23 protein-coding genes are annotated in these 26,451 nt (G+C 76.3%); 16 read left to right on the top strand and 7 right to left on the bottom strand.

Annotated features, from left to right (window positions below; translation table 11 throughout):
- Positions 1 to 5: 5 nt before the first annotated feature.
- The 4 genes from ACIQ9P_RS17990 to ACIQ9P_RS17975 form a co-directional block, all read right to left on the bottom strand.
- Complete coding sequence (locus ACIQ9P_RS17990) at positions 6 to 413, bottom strand: MerR family transcriptional regulator (RefSeq protein WP_402356279.1); 408 nt, start codon at positions 411 to 413, stop codon at positions 6 to 8.
- Positions 414 to 524: 111 nt separating this feature from the next.
- Positions 525 to 1,349, bottom strand: a complete 825-nt coding sequence (locus ACIQ9P_RS17985; protein WP_402356276.1) for an alpha/beta fold hydrolase — start codon at positions 1,347 to 1,349, stop codon at positions 525 to 527.
- A 192-nt stretch (positions 1,350 to 1,541) separates the two neighbouring features.
- The gene (locus ACIQ9P_RS17980) at positions 1,542 to 2,195 is read right to left on the bottom strand and encodes a TetR/AcrR family transcriptional regulator (RefSeq protein ID WP_402356273.1); all 654 of its coding nucleotides are present in this window, start codon (positions 2,193 to 2,195) and stop codon (positions 1,542 to 1,544) included.
- Positions 2,196 to 2,354: 159 nt separating this feature from the next.
- Positions 2,355 to 3,263, bottom strand: coding sequence for an acyl-CoA thioesterase (locus ACIQ9P_RS17975; RefSeq protein WP_402356270.1), 909 nt, complete (start codon positions 3,261 to 3,263; stop codon positions 2,355 to 2,357).
- Between the two features lie 204 nt (positions 3,264 to 3,467).
- Here ACIQ9P_RS17975 and ACIQ9P_RS17970 point away from each other — a divergent pair, with 204 nt between their 5' ends.
- The 3 genes from ACIQ9P_RS17970 to ACIQ9P_RS17960 all read left to right on the top strand — a co-directional run bounded on the left by ACIQ9P_RS17970 (position 3,468) and on the right by ACIQ9P_RS17960 (position 8,860).
- A complete protein-coding gene (locus ACIQ9P_RS17970) occupies positions 3,468 to 4,907 on the top strand; it encodes an SWIM zinc finger family protein (protein WP_402356267.1) in 1,440 nt (479 codons plus the stop codon).
- Positions 4,904 to 7,720 carry a DUF6493 family protein gene (locus ACIQ9P_RS17965; protein WP_402356264.1) on the top strand — a complete coding sequence of 939 codons (2,817 nt, stop codon included), beginning with the start codon at positions 4,904 to 4,906 and terminating at the stop codon, positions 7,718 to 7,720. Before ACIQ9P_RS17970 ends, ACIQ9P_RS17965 begins: the two co-directional genes overlap by 4 nt.
- Positions 7,721 to 7,900: 180 nt before the next feature.
- A complete protein-coding gene (locus ACIQ9P_RS17960; protein ID WP_402357009.1) occupies positions 7,901 to 8,860 on the top strand; it encodes a DUF389 domain-containing protein in 960 nt (319 codons plus the stop codon).
- Between the two features lie 25 nt (positions 8,861 to 8,885).
- On the opposite strand, the gene ACIQ9P_RS17955 is transcribed toward ACIQ9P_RS17960, so the two are convergent.
- From ACIQ9P_RS17955 to ACIQ9P_RS17945, 3 genes are all read right to left on the bottom strand, one after another.
- On the bottom strand, positions 8,886 to 10,100 hold the full coding sequence (locus ACIQ9P_RS17955; RefSeq protein WP_402357006.1) for an MBL fold metallo-hydrolase: 1,215 nt from the start codon (positions 10,098 to 10,100) through the stop codon (positions 8,886 to 8,888).
- Positions 10,101 to 10,356: 256 nt separating this feature from the next.
- Positions 10,357 to 10,809: a MaoC family dehydratase gene (locus ACIQ9P_RS17950; protein ID WP_030311871.1), complete on the bottom strand. Its 453-nt coding sequence runs from the start codon at positions 10,807 to 10,809 to the stop codon at positions 10,357 to 10,359.
- A gap of 164 nt (positions 10,810 to 10,973) precedes the next feature.
- A complete protein-coding gene (locus ACIQ9P_RS17945; protein WP_402356261.1) occupies positions 10,974 to 11,417 on the bottom strand; it encodes a pyridoxamine 5'-phosphate oxidase family protein in 444 nt (147 codons plus the stop codon).
- Between the two features lie 369 nt (positions 11,418 to 11,786).
- On the opposite strand from ACIQ9P_RS17945, the gene ACIQ9P_RS17940 reads away from it, so the two are divergent.
- The 13 genes from ACIQ9P_RS17940 (at position 11,787) to ACIQ9P_RS17880 (ending at position 26,353) form a co-directional block, all read left to right on the top strand.
- The gene (locus ACIQ9P_RS17940) at positions 11,787 to 12,689 is read left to right on the top strand and encodes a hypothetical protein (RefSeq protein ID WP_402356258.1); all 903 of its coding nucleotides are present in this window, start codon (positions 11,787 to 11,789) and stop codon (positions 12,687 to 12,689) included.
- A gap of 138 nt (positions 12,690 to 12,827) precedes the next feature.
- Entirely contained in the window at positions 12,828 to 13,451 is a 624-nt protein-coding gene (locus tag ACIQ9P_RS17935; protein ID WP_402356255.1) for a hypothetical protein, read from the top strand.
- Positions 13,445 to 14,389, top strand: a complete 945-nt coding sequence (locus ACIQ9P_RS17930; protein ID WP_402356252.1) for a hypothetical protein — start codon at positions 13,445 to 13,447, stop codon at positions 14,387 to 14,389. Before ACIQ9P_RS17935 ends, ACIQ9P_RS17930 begins: the two co-directional genes overlap by 7 nt.
- Positions 14,390 to 14,449: 60 nt before the next feature.
- Positions 14,450 to 15,346 carry an SAF domain-containing protein gene (locus tag ACIQ9P_RS17925; protein ID WP_402356249.1) on the top strand — a complete coding sequence of 299 codons (897 nt, stop codon included), beginning with the start codon at positions 14,450 to 14,452 and terminating at the stop codon, positions 15,344 to 15,346.
- A gap of 1 nt (position 15,347) precedes the next feature.
- Positions 15,348 to 16,745, top strand: coding sequence for a hypothetical protein (locus ACIQ9P_RS17920; protein ID WP_402356246.1), 1,398 nt, complete (start codon positions 15,348 to 15,350; stop codon positions 16,743 to 16,745).
- Positions 16,735 to 18,363 (top strand): CpaF family protein, encoded by a 1,629-nt coding sequence (locus ACIQ9P_RS17915; protein ID WP_402356243.1) that lies wholly within the window; start codon positions 16,735 to 16,737, stop codon positions 18,361 to 18,363. The genes ACIQ9P_RS17920 and ACIQ9P_RS17915 overlap by 11 nt, the downstream gene beginning before the upstream one ends.
- Positions 18,363 to 19,370 carry a type II secretion system F family protein gene (locus ACIQ9P_RS17910; protein WP_402356240.1) on the top strand — a complete coding sequence of 336 codons (1,008 nt, stop codon included), beginning with the start codon at positions 18,363 to 18,365 and terminating at the stop codon, positions 19,368 to 19,370. The genes ACIQ9P_RS17915 and ACIQ9P_RS17910 overlap by 1 nt, the downstream gene beginning before the upstream one ends.
- On the top strand, positions 19,367 to 20,245 hold the full coding sequence (locus ACIQ9P_RS17905) for a hypothetical protein (protein WP_402356237.1): 879 nt from the start codon (positions 19,367 to 19,369) through the stop codon (positions 20,243 to 20,245). Before ACIQ9P_RS17910 ends, ACIQ9P_RS17905 begins: the two co-directional genes overlap by 4 nt.
- A gap of 58 nt (positions 20,246 to 20,303) precedes the next feature.
- Complete coding sequence (locus ACIQ9P_RS17900) at positions 20,304 to 20,582, top strand: hypothetical protein (RefSeq protein WP_402356234.1); 279 nt, start codon at positions 20,304 to 20,306, stop codon at positions 20,580 to 20,582.
- Between the two features lie 38 nt (positions 20,583 to 20,620).
- Positions 20,621 to 20,995 (top strand): TadE/TadG family type IV pilus assembly protein, encoded by a 375-nt coding sequence (locus ACIQ9P_RS17895; RefSeq protein ID WP_402356231.1) that lies wholly within the window; start codon positions 20,621 to 20,623, stop codon positions 20,993 to 20,995.
- Between the two features lie 44 nt (positions 20,996 to 21,039).
- Entirely contained in the window at positions 21,040 to 21,534 is a 495-nt protein-coding gene (locus ACIQ9P_RS17890) for a TadE/TadG family type IV pilus assembly protein (RefSeq protein ID WP_402356228.1), read from the top strand.
- Between the two features lie 290 nt (positions 21,535 to 21,824).
- Entirely contained in the window at positions 21,825 to 22,289 is a 465-nt protein-coding gene (locus ACIQ9P_RS17885) for a pilus assembly protein TadG-related protein (RefSeq protein ID WP_402356225.1), read from the top strand.
- Positions 22,289 to 26,353, top strand: a complete 4,065-nt coding sequence (locus ACIQ9P_RS17880) for a LysM peptidoglycan-binding domain-containing protein (RefSeq protein WP_402356222.1) — start codon at positions 22,289 to 22,291, stop codon at positions 26,351 to 26,353. The genes ACIQ9P_RS17885 and ACIQ9P_RS17880 overlap by 1 nt, the downstream gene beginning before the upstream one ends.
- Positions 26,354 to 26,451 lie beyond the last annotated feature (98 nt).

Raw genomic sequence — 26,451 nt, 5'->3', positions numbered from 1 at the left:
TAGCCTCAGGCCGCGACGGGGAGAGGCGCCGCCGGGGCGGCCGGGGCGGCCGACGGCGGGTCCGCCGGTCCGGCGGTGTCCAGGTAGCCGGCCAGCGCGTTCCGGCTGCGGGTCAGTTCGCCGATCCGGGAGTCCAGTTCGGCCAGCTCGCCGCGCAGCGTGGCCAGCAGGTCCGGGCAGGACTCCAGGGCGGGGACCGGCCCGCTCGCGCAGGGGAGGATCCCGGCGATCACCCGGGTGGGCAGGCCCGCCGCCAGCAGGCTCCGGATCTGCCGCACCCGAACCGTGTCGCCCTCGCCGTACTCGCGATAGCCCCCGGTCGAGCGGGCGGGCCGGAGCAGGCCCTGCTCCTCGTAGTACCGCAGCAGGCGGGTGGACACCCCGGTCAGGCGGGCGAGTTCTCCGATGCGCATGACCGGGCGAACGCCACCGCCCGGCGGGGTGTTCCCGCCGGGCCGGACCGGCCCGGCGCGGGGCGCGGCGCGGCGGCGGTCGGACGGCGGCAGTCAGCGGTCGGACGGCGGTCAGCGGTCGGGGTGCTCGGCCAGGAACCCGAGCAGCAGCTCCCGCAGCTCGGGCAGCCGCTCCACCATCGGCAGATGGCCGGCCGTCAGCTCGACCAGTCGGGCCCCGGGGATGCCCTCGGCCAGGGCGCGGTGCTGCTCCGGTGCCACCAGGGCGTCCTCGGTGGTGCTGACGACCAGGGTCGGCGCCTCGATCCGGGCCAGCTCGGCACGGACGTCGGCCCGGGCGGCGAGGTCGAACTGGGCGTGGAACCCGGCCGGGAGCGGCGCGGCGGCCAGGGTGGCGCGCAACTCGGCGAGCCGTCCGGCGGGCAGCGCGTCCACCCAGGTCCGGCCGAACACCACGGTCAGCAGCTGGCGGGCCATCAGCTCGGGGTGTTCGGCGAGGGCGGCCGCCTGATCGGCGAGCAGCCGGAACCGCTGCGAGCCGCCGGCCAGCCCGGCGAGCAGCAGCAGCGAGCGGACCCGTCCGGGGTGGCGGGTGGTGGCCCGGACGGCGACGGCGGCGCCGAGCGAGTAGCCGGCCAGGTCGAAGGTGTCGAGTCCGGCCGCGTCGGCGGCGGCCACCAGGCGGTCGGCCAGATCGTCGAGGGAGAGCTCGCCCGGTTCGGCGGGGCTGTCGCCGGAGCCGGGGAAGTCGGGGGCGACGACCGTGCGGCGGGTGACGAGGTCGTCGAGCAGCGGGCCCCAGTTGTCGCGTGCGCTGCCGCCGGCGCCGTGGGCGAGCAGCAGTCCGGGGCCGCTGCCCCGCACGATCCGGGCGAGCGGCGCGGCGGAGGGGGTGGTGGCGGTGGGGGAGGAGGGGATGGTGGGCGGGGCGGTCATGGCGGTGCTCCTGGGCTGGTCGAGCGGGGCCGGCCGGGCGGGGCCGGTCGGGCGGGTCGCTCCGCACGCTAGGAGTTCACACCGGTGTGAAGGTCAAGTCCGCCCGCCCGCCCCGCCCCGTCCGGGCCCGCGTCCGGGCACGACGGGTCACGGGCCCGACCCGTCCGGGCCGGGACCGCGTCGGGCCGGGCCTCAGGCCGTGGAGGTGACCTCGTACGGGACCGGGTCGGGCGTCTCGTACGGGGTCAGTACCAGCCGCACCACGTCCTCCAGCCGCCGCCGGGCGTCGCCCAGCGTGGTGCGGCCGGTCACCCAGGCGGTCAGCTCGCCCTGCCAGGCATGGCCGACGATGTGCCGCACCAGATCGCTGGCCGCGGCCGGCACCTCGTCGGCCATCACCGCCCCGAGCGCCGTGCTGTCGGCCCGGGCCATGCCCTGGAGCGTCTCGCTGGCGAAGGGGTCGGTGGAGGCGGCGACGGCCACCCGCAGCCGGGCGAGTTCGGGTTGCCGCTGGTAGGCGCGCATACCGCCGCGGACGAACCGCGCCACCCGGTCGGTGGCCCCCAGGCCGGCCCGCGGTCCGCGCAGCTCCGCCACCAGGTCGGCGAGCAGCAGCCCGTGCCAGTCGGCGATCGCCGCCGCCAGCAGATGGTCCTTGGAGGAGAAGTAGCGGTACGCCGTCCCCAGGGCGACTCCGGAGCGCTCGCAGACCTGCTTCATCTGCAGCCGCTCGACGCCGATCTCGTTCACCAGGGCGAGCGCGGCCGCGATCAGGCTTTCGCGGCGTTCGAGCTGACGCGGAGACATCGCCTCCACCGGTCGTGGTGACAGGTCAACCTTGGTCACCCGCACCATGATACGGGCCGGGGCCGCTCAGGAATATGACGCCGACCGGCCGCTCCCCGTTCGCCCGTCGGTCACCCGGGGCGGGCGGGTCGGTGAACGGCCGGTGGCCGGCGGCCGTGAGGGGGCCGGCCGGCCGGTGCGTCCGGGCGGACCGGGTGGTCAGCGGGGTGCGACGAGGCGCTCGCGGATCAGCGCCTCCTGGACGGCGGAGGCCACCAGTCGGCCCCCGCGGTCGTAGAACTCGCCCAGCGCCAGTCCCCGGCCGTCCGAGGAGGACGGGCTGCGCTGGGCGAACAGCAGCCAGTCGTCGGCCCGGAACGGCCGGTGGAACCACATCGCGTGGTCCAACGAGGCCATCAGCAGCCGGGGCGGCTCGGTGCGCTGGAAGAAGTTCGGCTGGACGTGCAGCCCCGCGGTGGAGGCGAGGGTGAGGTCCGAGAGGTAGGTGAGGGCGCAGACGTGCAGCAGCGGGTCGTCGGCGGGCAGCGGGGAGCCGGCGCGCAGCCAGACGAACTGCTGCGGCATGCCGGGCACGGCCGGCGGCACGCCCGGCGCGTCCGGCGGGACGAAGCGCAGCTCCAGGGCGCCGAAGCCGCTGGCGGCCAGCGCGGCCCGGGCCTCGTCGTCCCAGTGCGCGAAGGCGTCCGGCAGTTCCTCGGGGCCGGGCAGCGCGGGGATCTCGCGGTGCCGGTCGGCGGCCGGCTCGGGGCGCTTGAAGGACGCCGAGAGCGAGAAGACGGTCTCGTCCCCCTGGACCGCCGTCACCCGCCGGGTGGCGTAGGAGGTGCCCTGGCGAACCCGGTCGACCCGGTACTCGATCGGGCGGCCCGGGTTGCCGGGCATCAGGAAGTAGCCGTGCAGCGAGTGCACCGAGCGGTCGGCCCCGATGGTCCGCCCGGCCGCCACCAGGGCCTGCGCGGCGACCTGGCCGCCGAACGCGCGCATCGGCGCCCCGGCATGGCAGCGGCCGCGGAACGTGTTCTCGTCGAGGGACTCGATCCGCAGCAGCTCGGCGAACGGTCCGACCGTGTCGATCGCCCGTCTGTCCTGTTCGGTCAGCTCTGTCACGGGCCCATAGTGGCAGACCGGGACGGCCCTCCGGTGTGACGTGGGTAACCCGTCCGGGCGAACACGCTTGCTAGAACGTGTTTCATTCCCTCGGTTCCGGCGGGCGGCGGACCGGGGCTCCGGGGGCGGTCGGCCGACGGTCGGACGGGCGGTGCCGGAAGCCGGGAAGGCCGATTGTCAGTGCCCTGACCTAGCGTCATCGGCATGTCGCAATCCGCACACGCGTACGCCTATCTGCGCCCGTCCGCCGTCCTCGACGGCACGGCCGGCCGGAGCCTCGCCCTGGAGACCTCCGGCGGCGCCACCCCGCTCGGGGACGCCGCCCACCCGCGCTTCTTCGCGGGTTTCCTGGCCGAGCCGGCACCGGCCGCCGCCGCGCTGCTCGCCGTGGCCGACGTCGCGGCCGCCCGCTACTACCAGCCCCTGCTGCGTGCCTCGCTCGACCCGGTGGTCACCGCCAACGGCGACCGGCTCCGGTTCGAGTCCTTCTCCGGCTGCTGCGGCGTCTACGCCCGCCTGGACGTGCTCGCCGCCGGTCTGGACGGCGACGCGATCGGCCACGGCACCACCAATGTCGACGTCAACAATCCGTTGCGAGAAGCACTCACCCGGATCGCTCCGGCCGAGCCGCTGCACCTCGCCGTGGGTCCGGACGCCCTGGAGGTCACCACCTTCGACGGGCCGGTCGTCGAGAAGAAGGTCCCGCTGCCGGAGCGCTGGCTGCGCGGCTTCGCCGAGACGCAGGTGACCGCCGCCGGCTTCGACCTGCGGGCCGAGCTGCCCGCGGCCGAGGCGGTCCGCTTCCTCCGCTCGCTGCCCCGCGGGGGCCGGGCCGGCGCCAGGACGGTCCAGTGGGTGGTCCTGGCCGGGCGGACGCTGCGGCCGACCACCAGGCCGGTGGCCGGCGCGGTCTGCCTGCCGGGGCCGGAGCGGCTGGCCGCGCTGCAGCGGGTGCTGCGGCACGCCCGGGCGCTGCGGATCTACGGCCCGCCGGTCACCGGCGACGGCCCGACGGCCTCCGCCTGGGAGGTCGAGCTGCCCGGGATGCGGCTCACCCTCACCCTCTCGCCGGACGCCTCACGGGGCTTCAGCGGCGAGGGCGGCGTCCTCGGGGCGCTGGCGACCGGCACCGCCGAGCCGGACGCCGACCTGGTCGCGGCGCTGCTCGCCTGGGAGCCGAGGATCGAGGTCGCCGAACTCGCCGAGCAGTCCGGCCTCACCCCGGCCCGGGTGCGGGCCGCGCTGACCAGGCTCGGCACCGCCGGGCAGATCGGCTACGACGTGGCCGAGGCGGCGTACTTCCACCGCCGGCTCCCGTACCTGGCGGGGCGGGCGGAGTCGGCCAACCCCCGGCTGAAGGCCGCCCGGGCACTGGTCGCGGCCGGCGCCGTTCGGCTGGAGGAGGGCGGCGCGACGGCGGTGGTCACGGTGGACGACCACATCCAGCGGGTGCGGACGGACGCGGCGGGCGCGGTCGGCTGCACCTGCCTCTGGTGGGCGAAGTACCGGGGCGGGCGCGGACCGTGCAAGCACGTGCTGGCGGTCGGCATGGTCCGCGAGGCGCGGGCCGGGGGCGGGGCCGGGGATCGGATCGGGGCACAGGCGCGGCCGCAGGACAGTGCGGTCCAGGAGGGGGCACGATGAGCAGCACGACGAGCGGCACCACGATGGACGCGACGACGAGCACCGCGCCGGGGGAGACGACGGGCGGGGCGGCGAGCGGGACGACGGGCTCGGCGCCCGGCGCCGCGGCCGCCGGTGGCTCCGCAGCCGTGGCGGCGCTGCTGGCGGCGGTCGACGAGGGTGCGACCGGCCGGCTGCCCCGGCTGCTGGCCGCGCTCGGGCCGGCCGAGCGGCGGTCCTGCGTCCCGGCGCTCAAGGAACTGCGCCGGGCGAACCGCGGCGAGTGGACGAAGCAGGCCAACCAGCGGATGGGCGCGCTGCTGGTCGCCGGTGCCGGCTGCCACCCCGGCGCGGCCGGCGCCGCCACCTGGATCGGCTCCCGGGACTTCACCGGCCGCTCCTGGGCCCGCCACCCCGCCCTGACCGAGGTCGTCGAGGCCCAGCCGGTCGAGTGGCAGATCGAGGTGGTGGGCCGGCTCGCCGCCAAGCGCGGCTCCGGGTTCAGCTGGGACCTCTTCCCGCTGATCGAGCGGGTGGTGCGGCGCACCGGCTGCGCGGTGCCGGCCTCCGACGAGTTCACCGCCGAGTGGCTGCGTTCGGCGGCGGGGGCGGAGAACAGCCCGCGCGGCAACGCCACCACCCTGCTGGAACGGCTGCGGAAGGACGCCTTCACCCCGGTCCTGCTGCCCCGGGTCTTCGAGCTCGACGACGTCGGCTGGGTGCTGGAGCAGAGCTTCACCCCCCGCCCCGGGGACTCCTGGGCCTCGGCCCTCGCCGGGCTGGCCGAGGAGGGCCCGGTCGGGCGCGCGGAGCTGGTCGACCGCTGCCTCGGCCGGCTGGTGCGCGGCGGCAGGTCCGCCGACCAGCGGGCGTTCCTGGGAGTCCTGACCGCGCTCGCGCCCACACCGCAGGAGTACGCGGCCCGGGTCCGCGACCTGGTGGCGCTGCTCGACGGGCTGTCGGTGGTGGCCGGGCACGCCCAGCAGGTGCTCGCCGGGCTGGACGAGGCCGGGCTGGTCGAGCCGGAGCTGGTCACCGAGACCTCCTCGGTGGTGCTGTTCCGGGCCGAGAAGAAGCTGGTGCGGGCCCAGCTCGCCTGGCTGGAGCAGGCCGCGCGGCGCTCCCCGGAGCGCTCCGGGCCGGTCGCGCTCGCGGCGGCGGAAGCCTTCGGCCACCCCGACAGCGCCGTCCAGGAGCGGGCGCTCAACCTGGTCGCCCGCCGGTTGAAGGCCGCCGGCGAGGCCGTCCTGCCGGAGCTGCGCCTCGCCGCCGAGGTGCTCGACCCCGTCCACCACGCCCGGGCGGGCGCGCTGCTCGGCGCGGACCTCGGCGGCTCGGGGGAGGACGACACGGCCTGGGACGAGCTGCTGCCGCCGGTTCCCGAGCCCGCCCCGCTCGGCGAGCCGCTCGCCACCCCGGCGGAGGTCGCCGAGGAGCTTGCCGTGCTGCTGGCCGACGGCCGGCCCGGCGTCGCGGTGTTCGAACGAGTCCTGGACGGCCTGGTCCGGCACGCCCACCGCGACCGCCCGGCCCTGGTCGGCGCCCTGGAGCCGGTCCTGCGGGTCCACCCCTGGCAGAACGTCGGCCGCTGGCAGGACTGCGGCCCGGCCGACGTCCTCTTCCTCGCGGCCGTGGTGGCCGGCCGGGCGGACCCGCACCGCTCCGGCCACGTCTTCCGGAAGCAGGGCCGGCACCCGCTGCGCGGCGAGCACAACACCGTGTACGGCACGGTGCTGGCCGACCGGATCTCCGAGGCGGCCAAGCGGATCACCACCGACCCGGCGCCGCTGCTGCTCGCCACACCGACCGACGCGACCGGCGCGATCGCCGGGGCCGCGCTGGTCGCGCGGATCGCCGAGTACGAGGCCCTCGACGCCGCGGCCGGCCGGGCCGATCTGGACGCCGCGCTGCTCCGGGTCACCCCCACCACGGACCCGGAGGTGCTGGCCGCCGCCGCTCGGCTGACCTCGCCGGCCGGGCGGCGGGTGGCCGCCTGGCTGGGCGAGGGCGGCCTGCCGGCCCAGCGCTCGGAGCGGGTGCTCTTCGCACCCGGCCCCGAGTCCCGGCCCGGCCGGGGGTACTGGGACCGCTGGTGGGAGACGGTGAAGCGGCTCGCCGTCGCCCAGGGCGGCGCCGGGACGGGCCCGGCCGGGCCCGCGGGCGAGCGGCTCGGCCCGGACTTCCGGGCCCTGCTGGAGGGCACCGAGCCCAGCGTGGCCCGGGCCCGGAAGAACGACGAGTGGCTGTTCGAGCCCACCGAGCACTGGGCCGCGATGCTCCCGCACCACCGGGAGGAGCTGGCGGCCCGCTGGCTGGACCGGTTCGCCGACTCCGCCGACCGGGAACGGCGCGGTCCGGCCCGGATGCTGGTCGTGCTCGCCGAGGCCGGTGGCCGGGCCGGGCTGGCGCTGCACCTGGCACTGGCCTACTGCCTCGGCGCGCGGTTCCCCGAGGACCGCACCGCCGCCGTGGACGCGCTGCTCGTGCTGGCCGCCCGGGGCGACCTGGACGGCGCCCTGCTCGGCCGCGAGCTGGGCGAGCTGGTCACGCTCGGGACGGTGAAGCCGAACCGGCTCGCCCACGCGCTGGGCACCGCCGCCGACACCGGGGCCTACACCACCGTCTGGTCGGTGCTGCTGCCCGCCCTGCCCGCGCTGCTCGGCGGCGAGGCCCTGCGGGGCACCGCCGATGTGCTGGCGGTCGCGACCGACGCCGCCCGCCGTTCGGGGGCCCGCGGCCCGGTCGAGGAGGTGACCGCCACCGCGGCCCGCCCCGGCGCCGCCCGGCTGGTCAAGGAGGCCCGCGCGCTGCGCGACGTCCTGGCGCGCGCTTGAGCACGACGGCGCCTGTCCGGGGTACCGGAGCGCGATGTGCCCGATCCCGGCGGTCGCGGCCCGGTCCGGTCGCGCCCTCCCCGGAGCGGAGCGGAGCCGGGCGGTCCGGCCGGTCGGTCGGGCCGATGGCCGCCCGTCTAGGGTGAGCGGGACCCGCCGCCACGCCTGCCCGGAGTGACTGTGCTTCACCTGCGTCTCATCGTCCCCGCCGATCTGCGCGATCCCGTCCTGGCCTGTCTGGACGACTGCGTCGGGGTGACCCACGTGGTCCTCCTCCCCGACGCGGCCGTACGTCCGGCGGGGCACGTGGTGCTGTGCGACGTCGCCCGGGAGTCGGCGGACGAGGTGCTGGCCGGTCTGCGCGGGACGGGTCTGCCCGAGCGCGGTGCGATCGACGTGCAGGAGATCGGGCTGACGATCTCGGCGGCCGCCGACGAGGCCGAGCGGCTCGCCCCCGGGGAGGGCGCGGACGCGCTGGTGTGGGAGGCGGTCTCCGAGATCACCCACGAGGAGTCCACCCTCACCGGCGTCTACCTGGCCTTCCTCACCGTGGCGACGATGCTGGCGGCCTGCGGGGCGGTGCTGGACAGCGCGATCCTGGTGGTCGGTGCGATGGCGGTGGGCCCCGAGTTCGGCCCGCTGGCCGGGCTCTGCGTCGCGCTGGTGCAGCGCCGGGCGCGCCCCGCGCTGCGCTCGCTGAACGCGCTGGTCACCGGATTCGCGGTGGCGATGGCGTCGACCGTCCTGTTCACGCTGGTGATGGACGGCCTCGGGCTCTTCACCCAGGAGGAGTTCGACGCGGTGCGGCCGAACACCTCGTTCATCTGGCAGCCGGACGCCACCTCGTTCGTGGTGGCCTTCCTGGCGGGCATCGCCGGACTGCTCTCGTTGACCTCGGCGAAGGCCGGGATGATGGTCGGGGTGGCGATCTCGGTCACCACCGTGCCGGCCGCGGCCAACGCGGCGGTGGCGCTCGGGTACGGGGACTTCCGGCAGTTCTGGGGTTCCAGCCTGCAACTGCTGCTGAACATGGCCGGGATCGTGCTGGCCGGGCTGCTCACCCTGCTGGTGCAGCAGGGCGCCTGGGAGCGGATCCGCCGCCGGGCCCGCCGGGTCCGGCGGCGGCGCGAGGCAGGCTGAGCCCGGCCGGGGGCCGGACGGCGGCTCAGACCGGGACGCCGTCGTCCTCGGCCGCCCGCCGCGGTCGGCGCGATCCCTCCGGGCCGGGCGACACCGGGTCGGCCGTCGCCTCCGCCGGGGCGTCCGGCACCACCAGCGGAGTGCCGTCCCCGGGCGGCGCGGCCACCGCCCGCCACCAGCGCCGCAGCGCCGGCGGGTCGACCGGTTCGAAGGGTTTGCCGGGCCGCGGCACCACCAGCCGGGCACCCCGCGCCCGCGCGGCGGCGACCACCCGCTCGGCGGGCTCCTCCCACGGATGCGGGGCGAGGTTGAAGGTGCACCAGTGGATCGGCAGCAGCACCTCACCGCCGAGGTCGAGGTGGGCCAGGACGCCCTCCTCGGGCGTCATGTGCACCTCGGGCCAGAAGTCGCTGTAGGCGCCGACCTGCACCATCGTCGCGTCGAACGGGCCCAGTCGGCGGCCGATCTCGGCGAAGCCGGCGAAGTACCCGGTGTCCCCGCTGTGGAACACGGTGCGGCCGCCGCCGGCCACCACCCAGGACGCCCACAGGAACAGCGGGCTGGTGCGCGGGCCGCGGCTGCAGTAGTGCCGGGCGGGGGTGGCGGTCAGGGTCAGTCCGGCCACCTCGGCCGACTCCCACCAGTCGAGCTCGACGATCCGCTCCGCCGGGACGCCCCAGTGCTCCAGGTGCGCCCCGACCCCGAGCGGCACGGCGAAGGTCGCGCCGGTGCCGATCAGGGCCCGGACGGTGCCCATGTCGAGGTGGTCGTAGTGGTCGTGGGAGACGACCACGACATCCACCCCGTCGAGTTCGGAGAGCGGCAGCGGCACCGGGTGGAGCCGTTTGGGGCCGGTCCAGGCGAAGGGGGAGCAGCGTTCGCCCCAGACCGGGTCGAACAGCACCCGGCGGCCGCCGATCTCGGCGAGCACGGTGGCGTGGCCGAGCCAGGTCAGCCGCAGGCCCGAGGCGGGCGGTTCGGCGAGGTCGGCCGGGAGCAGCCGGTGCAGCGGTACGGCGGCGGCCGGCAGCCGGCGGACCCGGTCGGCCGCCAGCTGGGCGCGGGTGATCTCCAGCGGGCTGCGCTCGTAGACCAGCCGACGGGTCGGTACCGGGTTGCGGAAGGCGCCGTCGGCGAACTGCGGGGAGCGGCGGATCCGGGCCAGCCGCTCGCCCCGCGGCTCGGCGCCGAAGGCGTCCGCCCGGACCCGGTGCCAGGCCGCCCGGGGCAGCCCGGCCAGGCTGGGCGGCCCGGTCCGGTCCGGGGGCGCGGTGAGCGCGGAGGACAGGCCGGGGACGCGGGAGTACCACGGGGCGGCTGGGCGGGGCACGGCACCTCCAAGGGCGGCGACGGATACCTGGCATGCCGGGGCGCGCACCGTCGGCGGGGACACCGGTCCGGTACGACAGCCATCTCGTCGGAGGTTACTCGTGCTCGGCCCTCCGGACCCGGCGAGCGGCGGCCGCCGTCCGCCGACCAGGGGCCTTCCCCGGCGATCAGGAGTAGAAACGGGTGATCGTCTCGGCGACGCAGTGCGGCTTGGCGCTCTCCGCGCTGGTGATGGTGAACCGGACCACGGCCTGCACCCCGCCGGACACCTCGGTGGCCGAGACGAGCTCGGCGGTCGCCCGGATCGCCGTGCCGACCGGCACCGGGGCGGGGAAGCGGACCTTCTCCGAACCGTAGTTCAGTGCCATCCGGACGCCTTCGACGCCGTAGCACTCCTTGGCCAGCACCGGGATCATCGACATCGTGAGGTAGCCGTGCGCGATGGTCGAGCCGAACTGGCTCTCCTTCGCCCGCTCCGGGTCGACGTGGATCCACTGGTGGTCGCCGGTCGCCTCGGCGAACAGGTCGATCCGCGCCTGGTCGACGGTGTGCCACTGGCTGGTCCCCAGCTCGGTGCCGACGGCGGCGGTCAGCTCGGCGAGGGAGGCGAAGATCGTCACGGAGCGCTCCTGAGGGCGGGCGGTGCGACAGCGGTCGCGGTGCGGTGGTGCGAACTCCGCAGAGTATGCCTACTCGCCGGTCACCTGTCAGGGGTCCGCCGGGAGCCGGTCGGGACCGGGGGAGCGCGGATGCCGCGGGTGCCGTGAGGACGCGAGCCGGTGCCTCAGCCCTGCCGGACCGGGTGGCCGGTCGTGGACAGTCGGCGGCCGCTGATCAGTTCGGGCACCACCGTGACGAACATCGGGTCGGGCTCGTCGGCCCAGGGCCGCGGCCCCGAGCGCAGCGCGCGGAGGATCTGCTCCGGGTCGCGCAGGATGTCCGCCCGGCCGTGGACCAGCACGCTCCAGCCGCTCCGGGTCAGCGGGTCCAGCCGGTCGGCCTGGAAGGCGACGACGGTGCCGTCCAGCCCGCGCGCGGTAGCGCCGCCCCGGCGCACGGCGAGCAACAGGCGCCCGTCCGGCGCGACCGCGAAGGTGACCGGCAGCACGGCCGGGAGGGCGTGCTCGGTGTACACCACCCGTCCGACGGGCACGGTGCTGAGCAGCCGGAGGCACGCCTCGGCGCCGAGTTCCTCCGGTTCGTCGTCCAGTGCGTCGTCACGGTCCATGGAACCGATCGTCCCTCCGCCGGGCGCGGGCCGACAGGGCCCATGGTCCCTGAGCGGCAGGGCCTTGGGGCCGTCGTCCGGACACACGGACGGGGACGGACGGGGGTTGTCCGGACACACGGACGGGGGCGGACAGGGACGAACGGTGACGAACGTGGGGCGAACGGAGGCCGGGCGCGGGGCGACCCGGAGGACGGGCGGGCCCCGGACGCGCCGAGAAGGCGGTGCCCGGAGGCCCACCTCCGACGGTGCGGGGCGATAGCCTGCCCGGCGGTGTCACCGGGGCGCACCGGGTGTGCCGCGGCGCCCGGAGCGGGCGGTGGAACGGTTCGGCGGTCCCGGGGTACCGGGGCCGGGCAGGAGGGGGCGGTGCGGGTGGCAAGCGGGATCGATCTGGTGGTGATCGGCGCGGACGGCGGGCCGGACCGCGCTTTCGGCGGTGCGGCCCGGGCGGCCGAGGGTGCCCGGGAACTGGCCGAGGTGCTGCCGGGGATGTGCTTCGACACCGGCGCGGCCGACAGCCGGGTCACCGTGGTGGACCCGGGCGCGGACGCCAACACCATGCTCACCGCCGTCCGGGAGGCGGCCGCCCGCCCGGGCCGCTGGCTGCTGGTCTGCCTGGTGGGCCAGTTGGTGGCCGACCCGCGCGGCCGTCGGCTCGCCCTGGTCACCGCGGGCTCCACCGCCGACAACGCCTACCGGCGCGGGCTGGCCTGGGACTGGGTGGTCAGCGCGATGGTGCACGGCGACCAGGAGGAGGCGCTGCTGCTGATCGACGCGGTGGTCGACAAGGACACCTGGGCGGCGCTGGAGCGCGGCGGCGGGGAGGACGGCGCCGGCGAGCTGCTCAGCTACCCGAGGGTCCCGCTCTGGGGCCGGATCGGCCGGCACGCGCCCGGCCGCTACACCCCGGGCAGACGCGGCCGGGAGGCCGTACTCCCCGGCGGCCCCGGATCGTTCAGCCGGTCGCTCACCACGGTGCTCCGGCAGGGGGTCCCGGGCGCGCCCGCCGCCGTGGGGCCGCACGACCTCCAGCCGGCCCTCGGGGCGCTGCTCGACGGCGGCTCCCCGCAGGAGGGGAACGGGGCCGGCGCGCCCCCGCAGCAGGGGGAGGCGCCGGGTGTGCGCCTGCTCGTACCGCCGGAGGGCGGGCGCCTGTTGATGCGCAATCGGGCTGCGATTCGCGGCGCATTGGCCGGATTGTCGCTTTCCGAAGAACTGTTGGCTGTTCTGTGGCGGGAAAGTGCCCCGACGGATCCTCCTTCCGCGTAAGGTCAGGTGGCCCCAGGTGTTGCCGTGAAGGCTCGGTTTGGCGAAGAATCGATGCTCGCGAGGCAACACCAGCGGGATTGCGGAGTTCTTCTGGCGGCCCCGGACCACACACGGGGCGGGCTGCGACGAGGTGGGGCGATGCGGCAGCGCGGAATTGTGTTGCGCCCTGGGGCGGTTGGGGTCGGTGGGTTGATTCTGGCGTTGCTGCTGAGCGGTTGTTCCAGCAGCGGTTCCGGGGGGTCCGCCGATCGACTGGGGGCGAACGCGCCCACGGTGGCGGGGGTGACCCCGGTAACTCCTTCGGGTGGTTCGGCAAACGTCGGGAACGCGCCGACCGACGGACTCGAAGGCGCCGCCGCACGCGAGGCGGTGAGGGCCTATCAGGACTGGTGGGACGCGCAGGCTGAGGCTTACGGACAGCCCGACTCCGACGGTTCGAACTTCGGTACCTTCGCGTCCGGACAGGTGCTGACCGACGCGCTGGTCAATCTCAAACAACTGCACGACGCCAAACTGGTGATGACGGGTGCTCCACGGAATTCGCCGGTGGTGAAGTCCGTCGACCTCACCGCCGATCCCGACACCGCCGTGATCGAGGACTGCCTGGACGTGTCGGGGTGGCACCAGGCGGACGCCGCGACCCACGCGGTCATGGACCCGCCCGACCGGCTGACCCGGTACGTGGCGACCGTTTCACTGCGACAGTTCCGAACGCGCTGGCTGATCGAGGAGTTCAAGCGGGAGGTGGGACGCACATGCTGAAACCGGTACGACGCTGGATGATCGGCGCGCCGCTGTTCGCCGGCTTACTGATGGCCCCGACGGGCACCGCCGCGGCGGATCCCGCCCCCACCGGGGGTGCGACCCGCTGCCATGTGAACGTGATCTGCACCGGGACGAGCGAGACCACCACCAAGCCGCCCACGGGCGGTGGCGGTGGAGGCGGCGGAGGGACCGGCGGCGGTCCGCAGGTGTGCAGGTACAACGGCCGGGACTTCGCCTGCAGCGATCCGGCGATGGGCTGGTTCAGCTCCGCCACCGGCTGTTACTACCGGCTCGTCAGCCCGCCGCCTCCGGCCGATGATCCGGTCTGGAAGGGCCACAAGCCCGAGGACGGCGGGATCTACAACCCGACCTGTGTCCAGGCCGACGGCAGTATCAGTCCGGCCCCGGCCGACTTCTTCGCCCAGCCGCCCGCCGGGCCGCCGCCGGACAACCCGGTCGCGCTGGCCCACAGCGCCGCCGAGGAGATCGCCTTCCCGGACCCGGTGCCCGGCATCGCCCCCGAGGGCACCTCCGTGGTCGGTGTGCCGGTCTGGTTCTGGCTGGCCAACCCGCAGCCCCCGGCGGCGAAGACCGCGCGCGGCAACGTCATCGCGGTGACCGTCACCCCCCGGCTGAAGAGCCTGGAGTGGAGCCTCGGCGACCAGTTGGACCCGAAGAAGGAGACGGTGAAGACGTGCGCGGGCGCCGGCACCCCGTACGAGCCGAAGTACGGCGCCAGCCCGTCGCCCACCTGCGGACACGTCTTCACGACCGGATCCGGCACCCGCAAGGCGGGCCTGTTCTACGGAACCCTCACCGTGCACTGGGTCGGTGACGTCACCATCACCGGTGGCAACCAGACGGTGGCGCCGATCGACCTGGAGACCAGCGTGCGGCTCCAGTTCCCGGTGGCCGAGGTGCAGGTCCTCAACTAGGCGGCCGACGCCGCCAGCACGACACCGACCGACGAACGACGCGAGGAAGGCCGAAGCCCGGTGGAGAACCGTACCTTTGCCGCATCCGGCTCCGGCACGTCCGCCACGGCGACCGCGAGCAGCACCGCGCCCGCGCCCGTGGCAGTGCCGGAGCAGGGGCGCGGTGCCCCGCGCACCCCCGGGCGGGCCCTCGGCGCCCGGCGCAGGCGGCCCGCCGTGCTGGCCATGGCGGTGGCCCTGATAGCCGCCGGCGGGTTGGGCGGCGCGGTGCTCTACAACAGCACCGGCCAGCGGATCACCGTCCTGGCACTGGCCCGTGACGTGCCGTGGGGGCAGGCCCTGACCGAGGGCGACCTGGTGACGGTCCGGATCGCGAGCGACCCGGCGCTCAAGCCGTTGGACGCGGCCGACCGGGCGAAGGCGATCGGCATGCGGGCCACCACCGACCTCCACCGGGGCGGGCTGCTGACCAGGTCGGACCTCGCGCAGTCGCTCGTGCTGAACCCCGGTCAGCTGCTGGTCGGCATCTCGGCCCGGCGCGGCCAGCTGCCGGCCACCCGGCTCCAGTCGGGTCTGCCGGTGATCGTGGTGTACACCCCGGACGGCGGGCGGTCGGACACGCTCGCCGCCACCGTCTACACGGTCGGCCGGGCGGACTCCGACGGCGGCATGGTGTTCGACGTCGTGGTGAACGAGGCGGAGGCCGCCCGGCTGGCGAGCTGGGTGGCCACCGGGCGGATCCAGGTGGTGCTGGCCCCGCGTCCGTCCGCCGCCTCGCCCACCGCCGCCGCCCCGGGGACACCGAGCTCCGGCACCCCCGGCACGGGTACTCCCGCCGCCGGGGCGCCGACGAGCGGCGCGGCGGCCCCGGCCGCCGTCTCCGGGGCGTCCGCCGGGACCCCGGCCGCCGGACGTCCGGCGGGCTCCGTCGCTCCGACCGGGGCGGGTGGGAACTGAGATGGCCGTGATCGCGGTGGTCGGCGCCCCGGGGGCACCCGGCGCCACCACGACCGCGCTGGCGCTGCTGCTGGCCTGGCCGCTGCAGCCCGGCCGCCGCATCCTGCTGGTCGAGTGCGACCCGGACGGCGGCGCCGTCCTGGCCGGCGCCCTGGAGGGCCGGGTCGAGGCGGTCTACGGGCTGCGCAACCTCGCCGTCGCCGACCGGCGGGGGCTGCTCGGGCAGGCCCTGTGGGAGCAGCTGATCGACCTCTCGCCGGAGGGCAACGCCGAGCGGCTCCTGCTCCCCGGACTGACCGACCCCACCCAGGCACCCGGTCTGGCCTACACCTGGGAACCGCTGATGGAGGTGCTGCACGGGCTGGAGTCGCAGGGCTACGACGTCATCCTCGACCTCGGCCGCTCCGGTGCCACCGGCACCAGCGCGGTGCTGGCCCGCCGGGCCGACGTGGTGGCGGCGGCCGTGCGCACCACCCTGCGCGGGCTGAGCGCGGCCCGCCCCCGGCTTGGCACGCTGGCCGAGGACCTCGCCACGGCCGGCACCGGCGCCGACGCGCTGGGCCTGCTGCTGATCGCCGAGGGGCCGTACTCGGGGGCCGAGGTGTCCAAGGAGTTCGGGTTGCCCGTGCTCGGCCTGCTGCCGCACGCCCGGCGCACCGCGAGGGTGCTGTCGGACGGCGGGGACGTCACCGACCGGCGCTTCGTCCGCTCGGAGCTGATGCGCACGGCGCGGTCGGCGGCGGACGGGATCCAGCTGGCGGTCCGGCGGCGGCGCCAGCGGCTCGCTCCGGCGGCGGACCGGCCCGCGCAGCCGGCCCAGCTCACGGCGGGGGCGGGGGCCGGGCCGGTGGCGGCGGCGACCGCAGTGGCGGCGGCGCCCGGGGTCGCGGCGGCCACGGCCGCGCAGCCCGCGCCGACGTTCCAGCAGCCCGCGCCGACGTTCCAGCAGGTGCAGCAGCAGCCCTACGAGCAGCATCCCTACGCGCAGCGGCCCTACGAGCAAGAGCCGTACGAGCAACAGCCCTACGAGCAGCAGGCGCACCAGCAGTCCTACCAGTACCAGCAGTCCAACGAGCAGCCGTCGTACCAGCAGGCCCACCAGCAGCAGCCGTTCGAGCAGCAGCCGTACGGGCCGGTGCCGCCGGTGATCACCACGGGCCCGGTGGCGCCGCTCGCCGGGCTCGCGCCGCAGCCCGCCGCCCCGGCGCCGTTCCCCGGGCACGTCGGCCCGGTGTACCCGGGTGCCCACTACTCCGACACGTCCTACCCGGGCACCCCCTACCAGGACGGTGACGGCCCGTACCCGGGAGACCGTCCGTACCCGGAACCGGGGCCCGTCGTGCCCGCGCCCGAGCTCCGGGACCAGCCCGTCGACGGGGAGGTGCTCCGTGCGCGGTAGCCCCCTGCACCAGCAGCCCGCGACCGACCCGGCCGCGCTGCCCTGGTCGACGCCACTGCCCGGCCCGGTCGGGCCGATGACCACCGGACGGGTCGCCCCCGGCCCGGTCCCGCCGACCCCGGCGGGACCCGGCCCGGCGGCTCCCGCCGCGACGCCCGACCCCGCGACGTCCACCCCCACCGCCGTCCCCTCCGCGCTGCCCTCGCTCGACCGGCGCGGCGCGGGCACCCGGCCCGCCGTCGATCCGGCGGTGGCCCGCGAGCTCAAGCGCCAGGTCGCCGCCGAACTGCACCAGCAGATCACCCGGTTGACCTCGGGCTCCGGTACCGAACCGGACCGGGCCACCCGCCGCCAGCGCGGCCGCGCGCTGATCGAGGAGGCCGTAGCCCGCTGGTCCGACGCCTACGCGCAGACCCACGGCGTCCCGCCGACCCGGGAGCAGGACCGCGCCCTCGCCGAGGCCGTCTTCGACCTGCTGTTCCGGGCCGGGCGGCTCCAGCCCTACCTGGACGACCCGGACATCGAGAACATCCTCGTCAACGGCTGCGACGACGTCTGGGTCTCCCGGGTGCACCAGCCGCTGCGCCAGGTCCCGCCGGTGGCGGACAGCGACGCCGAACTCGTCGAACTGCTCCAGGACCTGGCCCGCCAGCACGGCGGCGGCGAACGCTCGCTGTCCACCGCCAGCCCGATGCTCGCCCTGCGCCTGGAGGGCGGCATGCGCCTCCAGGCGCTCACCGAGGTCACCCCGCGCCCGTACGTCGCGATCCGCCGGCACCGGGTGGCCTCGGCGACCCTGCCCGAGATGGTCCGGCTCGGCGCCGTGGACACCACCCTCGCGGCCTTCCTGGCCTCGGCCATCCGGGCCCGGAAGAACGTGATGATCACCGGAACCCAGGGCGTCGGCAAGACCAGCCTGCTGCGCGCGATGGCCGCCGAGATCCCCCCGGACGAGCGGGTCGGCACCCTGGAGTCGGAGTTCGAGCTCTGGCTGCACACCCTCGGCCATCTGCGCCAGGTCGTCCCGATGGAGGCCAGGGAGGGCAACGGCGAGCGGGTGGAGGGCCGTTCGGCGGGCGAACTGACCATCGGCGACCTCATCCCGGCGGCGCTGCGGATGACCCTCTCCCGGATCATCGTCGGCGAGGTCCGTTCCGGCGAGGTGGTCCCGATGCTGCGGGTCATGACCAACGGCGAGGGCGGCTCGATGTGCACCCTGCACGCGCGCGGCCCGCACATGGTCGTCGACCGGATCGCCGAACTCTGCCTGGAGTACGGCTCGCACATGACCGACGCGCTGGCCTACCGGCTCACCGCCAACGCCGTGGACTTCATCGTGCACGTGTCGATGGTCGACGAGACGCACGTCGGCGGCCGCCGGCACCGCTTCGTCTCGCACGTCCTGGAGGTCGCGGGCCTCGGCGAGAGCGGCCGGCCGGCGCTGAACACCGTGTTCGGACCGCGCCCCGAGCTGGGCGAGCCGCGCGCCGTCCCGCACACCCCGCCGCAGTGCCTGGACGACCTGCGCCGGGCCGGCTTCGACGCGGCGATGCTCGGCTCCCGCTACGGCAGTTGGGCCGAGCCGCTCCAGCTCCGGATCGGCGGTGGTGCCCGGTGATGCCGCTCTTCGTGCTCTGCGGCCTCGCCGTCGCCGCGGGCCTGGTCGCCCTGGTGACCTGGGCGCGCGGCAGCGACCCGGTGGAGGAGGGCGAGCCGGAGCCGGTCAACCCGCTGGCCTCCCGGCTGCACGTGTTCTGGTACGGCGCGCCCGGCACCGCCTCGCACCGGGCGGCCCGGGTGCGCCGGATCCAGCTGCCGCTCACCCTGATCGGGGCACCGCTCGGCTGGCTCTTCACCGGCATCCCGCTGACGGTGCTGCTGGTGCCGTTGGCGGTGTTCGGCCTGCCCTGGCTGTTCGACGCCACCCGCTCCGACACCGACCGGATCGAGCGGCTGGAGGCGCTCTCCGAGTGGACCCAGCGGATCGCCGACGTGCTGCTGCTCGGCGTCGGCCTCAACCAGGCGATCGTCACCAGCCGTCGCACCGCGCCCGCCGCGATCGAGGCCGAGGTCGGCGAGCTGGCCGCCCGGCTGCAGGCCCGCTGGCGGCCGGAGGAGGCGCTGCGCCTCTTCGCCGACAGCCTGGCCGACGCCACCGCCGACAAGGTGCTCGCCGCCCTGGTGCTCCGCTCCGGGGACAGCGGCCCCGGCCTCGCCCGGACGCTGGCCGACATGGCCGAGTCGGTCCGCGAGGAGGTCCGGCAGCGGCGCGTCATCGAGGCCGACCGGGCCAAGCACCGCACCACCATCCGCTGGCTGGTGGGCATCATCCTGATGGTCGTCCTGGTGGGCTCGTTCAACACCGAGTACACCCGCCCCTACAGCTCGCTGCTCGGCCAGATGGTGCTGGGCGTGGTCTGCGCGCTGTTCGTGGCGGTGATCGCCTGGATGCGCGCGCTGGCCTCGTACCCGCCGGTGCCGCGGCTGCTGGAGGCCGACCGGCGCAGCCGGACCGTCCGCTCCCGGCGCCGCCGGGGCACCGAGGACACGCCGGACGGCGCAGCCGGGCCCGGTCCGGCCGACGGCGCCGAGGGTGCCGTCCGGATGCTCGGGGAGGCCCGATGATCTCCCCCTGGTCCGTGCTGGCCGGCGCCGTCGCGGCGGGCGGCCTCGCCATGCTGATCGCCGAACTCCGGCCCTCGCCGCCCGACCTGGGACAGGCGCTGGACCGGCTGCACCGCACCCCCGCCGACCGCACCCCGGACCCGGACGAACGGCCGCGCTGGTTCGACCGGATCGGCGAGCGCTCGGTCCAGCTGCGCGGGGTCCGGGTCCCGCAGCGCGAACTCGCCCTGATCGGCCGTACCCCGGCCCGGTTCATGGCGCACAAGCTGCTCTTCGCCCTGCTCGGCCTGGTGCTGCCGCCCTACCTGGTGGTGGCGGCGCTGCTGGTCGGCCTGGACCTTCCGTTCGCCCTCCCGCTGGTGGTCGGACCGCTGCTGGGCGGGATGCTCTGGTTCGTCCCGGACGCGATCGTCCGGGGCGAGGCCAAGGAGGCCCGGGTCGAGTACCTGCACGGCATCGCCGCCTACCTGGAGCTGGTGGCGATGGAACGGGCCGCCGACCTCGGCCCGGCCGAGGCGCTGCGCCGGGCCGCCGCCGTCGGGCGCGGCACGGTGTTCCGCCGGATCCGGGACGCGCTGGAGCGGGCGGCCACCGACCGGCTGCCGCCGTGGGACGGACTGGACGCGCTGGCCGATGAGTTGGGCCTGACGCCGCTCCAGGACCTGGCCGACATCATGCGGCTCTCCGGTACCGACGGCGCCGCCGTCTACGACACCCTGCGGGCCCGGGCCAAGGGACTGCGGGGCGAACTCCTGGCGGAGGACCTCGCCCGGGCCAACGCCGACAGCGAGCGGATGGTCGCCCCGGGGTCCGCGCTGACCCTGCTGATGACCGTTCTGATCGTCTTTCCGGCGCTGTACAAGATGATCAACTGACCCACCGCGTCGCGGAGGTCAGCACCTCCGTCACCACACCTCACCCCTGGAGCAGTCCATGAAGAACCGACTCAAGCCGCTGGTCGGCCTACTGGTCGGAGCGGCCCTGCTGCCCCTCCAGTTCGCCCTGACGCTCTTCCACTTCCGGATGGGCCGCGCCAAGGCCGCCCGGGCGCGCGGGGACAAGGGCGCGATCAGCATCGAGCTCGCGCTGGCCATCATCGCGCTGGTGGCCGTCGCGGGCATGGTGGTCTTCGCCCTGTACGGCCTCAAGACCAAGGTCGTCGAGAAGGTCAACCAGGACCCGAAGTACGACGGCGGCGGCGCCACGCCGTGATCCGTCGTCCTCGTCCCCGCCGTTCGGACCGGGGAGCGATGAGCCTCAGCCTGGCCATCGTCTTCCCGGTCGTCCTGATCCTGCTGCTGACCGTCGTGCAGACCGGTATGTGGTGGTACCACCGCCAACTCGCGCTGACCGCCGCCCGCGAGGGCGTCGACGCGGGGCGGACGCAAGGGAACCGGACCGACGAGCAGAAGGACCGGGCGGCACGCGCGCAGGCCGAGGACTTCCTGAACCGGCAGGGCGACACGGACCACCGGGTCGTCACCGACGGCAGCACCCCGGTGCTGATCAAGGTCACCGTCGAGGTGAAGGCCCCGGTCATCGTCCCCTTCATCACCCCGCCGACCGTCACCCAGTTCGCGCAGGCCCCACGCGAGCGCTTCGTCGCGCCGGTGGTCAGGCCGTGAGCGGGCCGGCTCGCCGGTGGCCCTCGGCGCGTTCCGCCCGGCCCGTGCACCCCGCGGGCCGGGCGGAGCGCGGCGGGTGGTGGCACCTGTTCCTCGCCGCCCGCGCCGCCCGCTCCGGGCGCGGACGGGACGGTGGCAGCGCGGCGATCGAGGCGGCGATCGTCGCGCCCGCCGTGGTCGCGCTGATCCTGGTCGCGGTCGCGGCGGGCCGGGTGCAGACGGCGGGCGGCACCGTCGAGGCGGCGGCCCGTTCGGCGGCCCGGACGGCGTCGCTGGAGCGGGGCGGCAACGCCGCGATGGACACCGCGGCGAAGAAGGCCGCCGCGGACGCCATGCGGCAGCAGGGCGTGCACTGCGGGAAGAGCGGTGTCACGGTCAAGCACGGCAAGCGCAGCAACCAGGGCGTCGACTGGGAGACGGTCGAGGTGACGGTGACCTGCGAGGTCTATCTGGCGGACCTGATCGGTGGACCGGACGCCCTGCCGAAGACGCTGACCGGTTGGTTCGTCTCGGTGGTCGACCGGTACCGGGGCCCATGAGGGCCGGGCGCGCCCCGGCGGGGCGGGCTCCGGTCGGGCGGACCCGGTGCGCGCGGTGGGGGACCGGGCGCGGGGAGCGGGCCGGGCCTGTGCGGCGGACCGGGCGCGGTGAGTGCGGCAAGTGGTTCGAGTGGACCGAGTGGGTGGAGAGTGTGTCGGGTCGTGGGGCGGACGGTGGTGGGGCTGTGACGACGAGGCGGTCCGACGGGGATTGGGGAGCCGTCGGGCGGGGGAGACGCAAGCGGAGGGCGCCCGGGGGAGGGCGGCGGAGCCGGTGGGGAGGGAAGGCGATGGCACGCGCAGGCACGGTGCGGCTGTTCCGGGCCCGGCCCGGCGGCCGCTCGGACCGCGGCGCGCTGTCGATCTTCGTTGCCATCTGCGCGGCCGTCGTGGTGCTGGTCATCGCGCTGGTGGTCGACGCCGGGGGCAAGCTCCGGGTCGCCGAGCGGGTCGACGCCTACGCCCAGGAGGCCGCCCGGATGGCCGGCCAACAGCTGGACGAAGCCGCCCTGTTGCGGGGCGAGGGCTACAAACTGCGGGCGCGGATCTATGTCGAGGCCGCGGCCAACAGCTATCTCGCGCTGTACGGGCTGTCCGCCGACGCGGTGGACTTCTCCCAGGACGGCGCCACCGTCACCGTCACGGTGCGGGCCGTGTTCCGCCCCGTCATGCTGGGCGAGTTGGGCAAACGGAAGGTCATGGGCCGGGGGAGCGCCACCCTCGTCCACGGAGTCAAGGAAGCGGAGAACGCCTGATGGCCGCGCCACGCGCCAAGGACCAGACCCGTGCCGGGCGTCCGGCCCGGGGAGCGAACACCACCCCCGCGTCCGGCCGACGGCCGGCGCCGCTGCCGTCCCATCGCGCGGGCGGCGGCCGCCGGCGCGGCCGGGGCGGCGCCGTCCTCGCCGCGATCGCGGCCCTGATCACTCTGCTCGTCCTGATGGTCGGCGTGCCCGCCCTGCTGCTGTACGGCACCCGGGCGGTGGCCGACATGGGCGCGCTCGCGCCCGACGGCATCGGCGCGATGCTGACCAGCCCCGACGACGGGCGGCTGTTCCTCTGGTTGCTGGTGGTCGTCGGCTGGGTCGGCTGGGCGTGCTTCGCGCTCTCCGTCCTGCTGGAGGTCCCGGCGCAGTTGCGCGGCCGGGTGGCCCGGCGGATCCCGGCCTTCGGCTGGAGCCAGCGGGCCGCCGCCGGACTGGTCGGCGCGGTCATCGCCCTGGTGCCGGTGGCCGGTTCGGCCTTCGCCGCCACCGCCGAGCACGCTCCGGTCGTCGCCGCCGCGGCGGTGACCTCGGGCGCGCAGACCGCCGCACAGGCCGCCCCGGCCGTCGCCCCCGCCGCCGACCAGCAGGCCGGCTACACCGTCCGGGACAGTCGACCGGCCGACAGCCTGTGGTCCATCGCCGAGCGCCAACTCGGCTCCGGTGAACGCTGGACCGAGATCGCCAAGCTCAACGACGGCCGGGTGATGGACGATTCGGGGATCCGCTTCGACGCCGACCGGCCGATCCAGCCCGGCTGGAAGCTCGCCATGCCGGCCGACGCCAAGCCCGACGGGGCGACCCCCGGGCCCGCCGCGCCGGCCCCCGCCGGGACGCCGCAGACCGGCCCGGCCGGCGGCACGGCCCAGGGCGGCACCGTCACCGTGAAGGCCGGCGAGAGCCTGTCGCAGATCGCCCAGCGGGAGCTGGGCGACGCGGAGGCGTGGCCGAAGCTGTTCGAGGCGAACCAGGGCGCGCAGGCGCCCGACGGCGAGCGCCTCACCGACCCGGACGTGGTGGTGCCGGGCATGGTGCTCAGCCTGCCCGGCGCGCCGGCCCCGGCTCCCGCCCCGGCCCCCGCGCCCGAGCAGGCCCCCGCCCCCGCGCCGACCCCGCCGCCGCCCGCGCCGAACACCCAGGCGCCCTCGGCACCCGCCGCCGAAACACCCGCTGCCCAGACACCCGCCCCGACGCCGCCGCCCGCGCAGGCCCCCGCGCCCGCGCAGCCCTCCGCCCAGGCCCCGGCGCCGGCGGGGACGCCCGCCCCGACGATCGGGGCCCAGGCCCCGGCCGCCCACGCCGAGAAGGCGAACGACGACTACGGCGTCGCCCTCGCCGCCTCCACGGTCGGTGTGCTGCTCGCCGCGATCATGGTCGGAACCGTCGCCCGCAAGCGCGGCGGCCAGCTGCGGGCCCGTCGCCCCCGGCACCGCATCGCCATGCCCAGCGCCCCGGCCGCCGCCTTCGAGGCCGAGCTGAAGGCCCGCCAGGACGACGCCGGCCTGCACCTGCTCGACCGCGCGCTGCGGAGCATGGCCCGCAACACCGTCCGCGGCGGCAAGCGGCTGCCCGTGATCGTCGCTGCCCGGATCACCCCCGGCCGCACGATCGAACTCCACCTCTCCGGTCCCGCCGCGCCCATCGCGCCGTTCCGCGCCGCCCACACGCCCGACATCTGGTGGTGCGCCGCCGACTCCGACGGCCTGTTGTCGCCGGCCCAGGCCCGCAAGACCGCCGCCCCCTACCCGGCCCTGGTCACCCTGGGCTCGGCCGCGGACGGCTCGATCGTCCTCGCCGACCTGGAGACGGTCCGGCTGCTCCACCTCTCCGGACACCCGGAGGACGCCCGCGACGTGCTGCGCACCCTGGCCCTCGAACTCGCCCACAGCCCGCTCGCGGACCGGCTCCACCTGCACCTGGTGGACCTCGCTGAGGAGATGCCGATCAGCGGACCGGCCGCCGAACGGATCCACCGCCACACCACCCTGGAGGCGGCGCTCGCCGCGCTCGGCCCGCGCACCGCCAAGGCCCGGGCCACCCTGGTCTCGGCCGAGGCGGCCAGCCCCCGGGACGCCCGCAGCCGGGGCCTGGCCGACGAGTCCTGGGTCCCCGAGATCGTGCTCTGCGGACACCAGCCCGGTGGCGGCATCCCGGCCGAACTCGGCCGGCTGCTCGACGCCCGGCCCCGCACCTGCGTCGCCGTGGTCACCCGCGCCCCCGAGCGCGGCACCGGCCCGGTGGCCCGCTGGACCCTCCCGGCCACCGGCCCGGCCACCATCCCCGGCCTGCACGTCACCCTGGAGCTCCAGCGCCTGACCACCGGCCAGTACGAGCAGGTCACCGAGCTGCTCCGGGCCGCCGACGACAGCACCCAGCACCCCGCCCCCGCCTGGACCCTGGACGGCGACGAGCTGGAGCCCGCCGACCTCCCCGTCCCCGTCCTCGCGGGTGTCGGCGCGGCGTCGGGCCCCGGGTCGGACGGCCCGGCGGGCGGGTTCTCGCTCGCCGCGCTGGACGCCGCCCTGGGCGGCCCGGACTCCGGGGACGACGCGGACGACGACACGGGCGGTGGCCGCGACGTGGCCGGACCGCGCCTGCTGGCGCGGGTGATCGGTACCGGGGCCAGCCCGTTCGCGGGCACCGACCCGGCGGCGCCGCTGCCGGTGTCGGTGCCGCCGGTCGCCGGACCGGCCGCGCTGCCGGCCCCGCGCCACCTCGTCAACGGGCTCGGCCGCCAGGCCGGCGCCGTCACCGGGCCGGTGCCCGTGGCGCCGGCGGTCGCCGTGGTGCCCGCCGGACCGGCCGCCGTACTCCCGGTCGCGCCGCCCGCGGGGCCGGAGTCCGACGGCGCCGGTGGTGGCGGCGAGGGGGGTGCCGACGGTGCCTCCGGCGGGCCCGAGGGCTACGAGGGTGACGAGACCACCCAGAACCTCGGACTGCCGACCGCTGTCGTGCCCGTCCAGCCGGTGGCCCCGGTGGCCCCGGTGCCGCCGATGGGTCCGGTGGCGCCGGTGATCACGGACCCGTCGTCCGCGCCCGCCGTCCCCGCGCCCGCCGTCCCCGCGCCCGCCGTCCCCGCACCGACCGTCCCCGCGTCGGTGCCCGCCCCGTCGCCCGTTCAGGAGCCCGTGCCGACGCACGACCCGGCTCCCGCGCCCACCGGCGCCGATCCGCGTGTGCCCGTCAGGCCCGAGCCCGGCCCGGCCACCACCGCCCTCGCCCGGACCGCCTCCGGGCGCAGCGACAGCGACGACCTGCTCGCCATCCTCCGCTCGCCGGAGGCGCACGCCGCCCGCAACGCTCCCCGGATCCGCCTGCTCGGGCCGGTCGACGTCGCCGGCACCGGCGGCACCGCCGAACCGGGCGTGGTGGGTCGGCTCACCGAGATCGCCGCTTACCTGGCCCTGCGCCCCGGCGCCGATCACGCCGCGCTCGACCACGACCTGCACCCCGGGGCGGCCCACCTCGACCCGCATCCCACGGCCGCGGACGCCCGGAGCCCGCTGTCCGACAAGCTCGCCGACCTGGCGGCCTGGCTGGGCACCGGGTCGGACGGACGGCCCCTGCTGGTCACCGGCCAGGTCGAGGGCTGCACCTTCGCCCCGGCCGTCACCTGCGACTGGGACGAGTTCCGCAGCCTCTACCGGCGCGGCATGCGCAGCACCAGCGCCACCGCCGACGCGGCCCTCGCCCATGCCCTCGCCCTGGTCCGCGGCGCCCCGTTCGCGGAGGCCCCGCCCGCCTCGTACGGCTGGGCCGAGGCCGAGCGGCAGGACATGATCGCCGCGATCGTCGACACCGCCCACGAACTCGCCGCCCGCCGCCTCCAGTACGGCGACCACCGCAGCGCCGAGGCCGCCGTCTTCCGCGGCCTCGCCGTCGCCCCGGACGTCGAACTGCTGCACCGCGACCTGTTCTACGCCTACGCGTCGGCCGGCGCCCGGGACCAGCTGCTGCGCGCCGTCAACCGCCTCGACGCGCTCAGCCGCCGCACCGGCCGCGAACTCGACGCCGACACGATCGCCCTCCTCCGCGACCTCCTGGCCGGCTCCTGACCGGCGGGCTGTCGGAACGCCCGACCGCTCACCCGACCGCGCCCCGTCCGGCCCGCACTCCGCGAGCCGGGCGGGGCGCGGTGCGTCCTGCCGGGAGC

It is taken from the genome of Kitasatospora sp. NPDC094019 (assembly GCF_044764505.1).
In the GTDB taxonomy this organism is placed as follows: Bacteria; Actinomycetota; Actinomycetes; order Streptomycetales; family Streptomycetaceae; genus Kitasatospora.
Note: the sequence above shows the minus strand (reverse complement) of the source record. Positions and strands in the feature narration are given on the sequence as shown.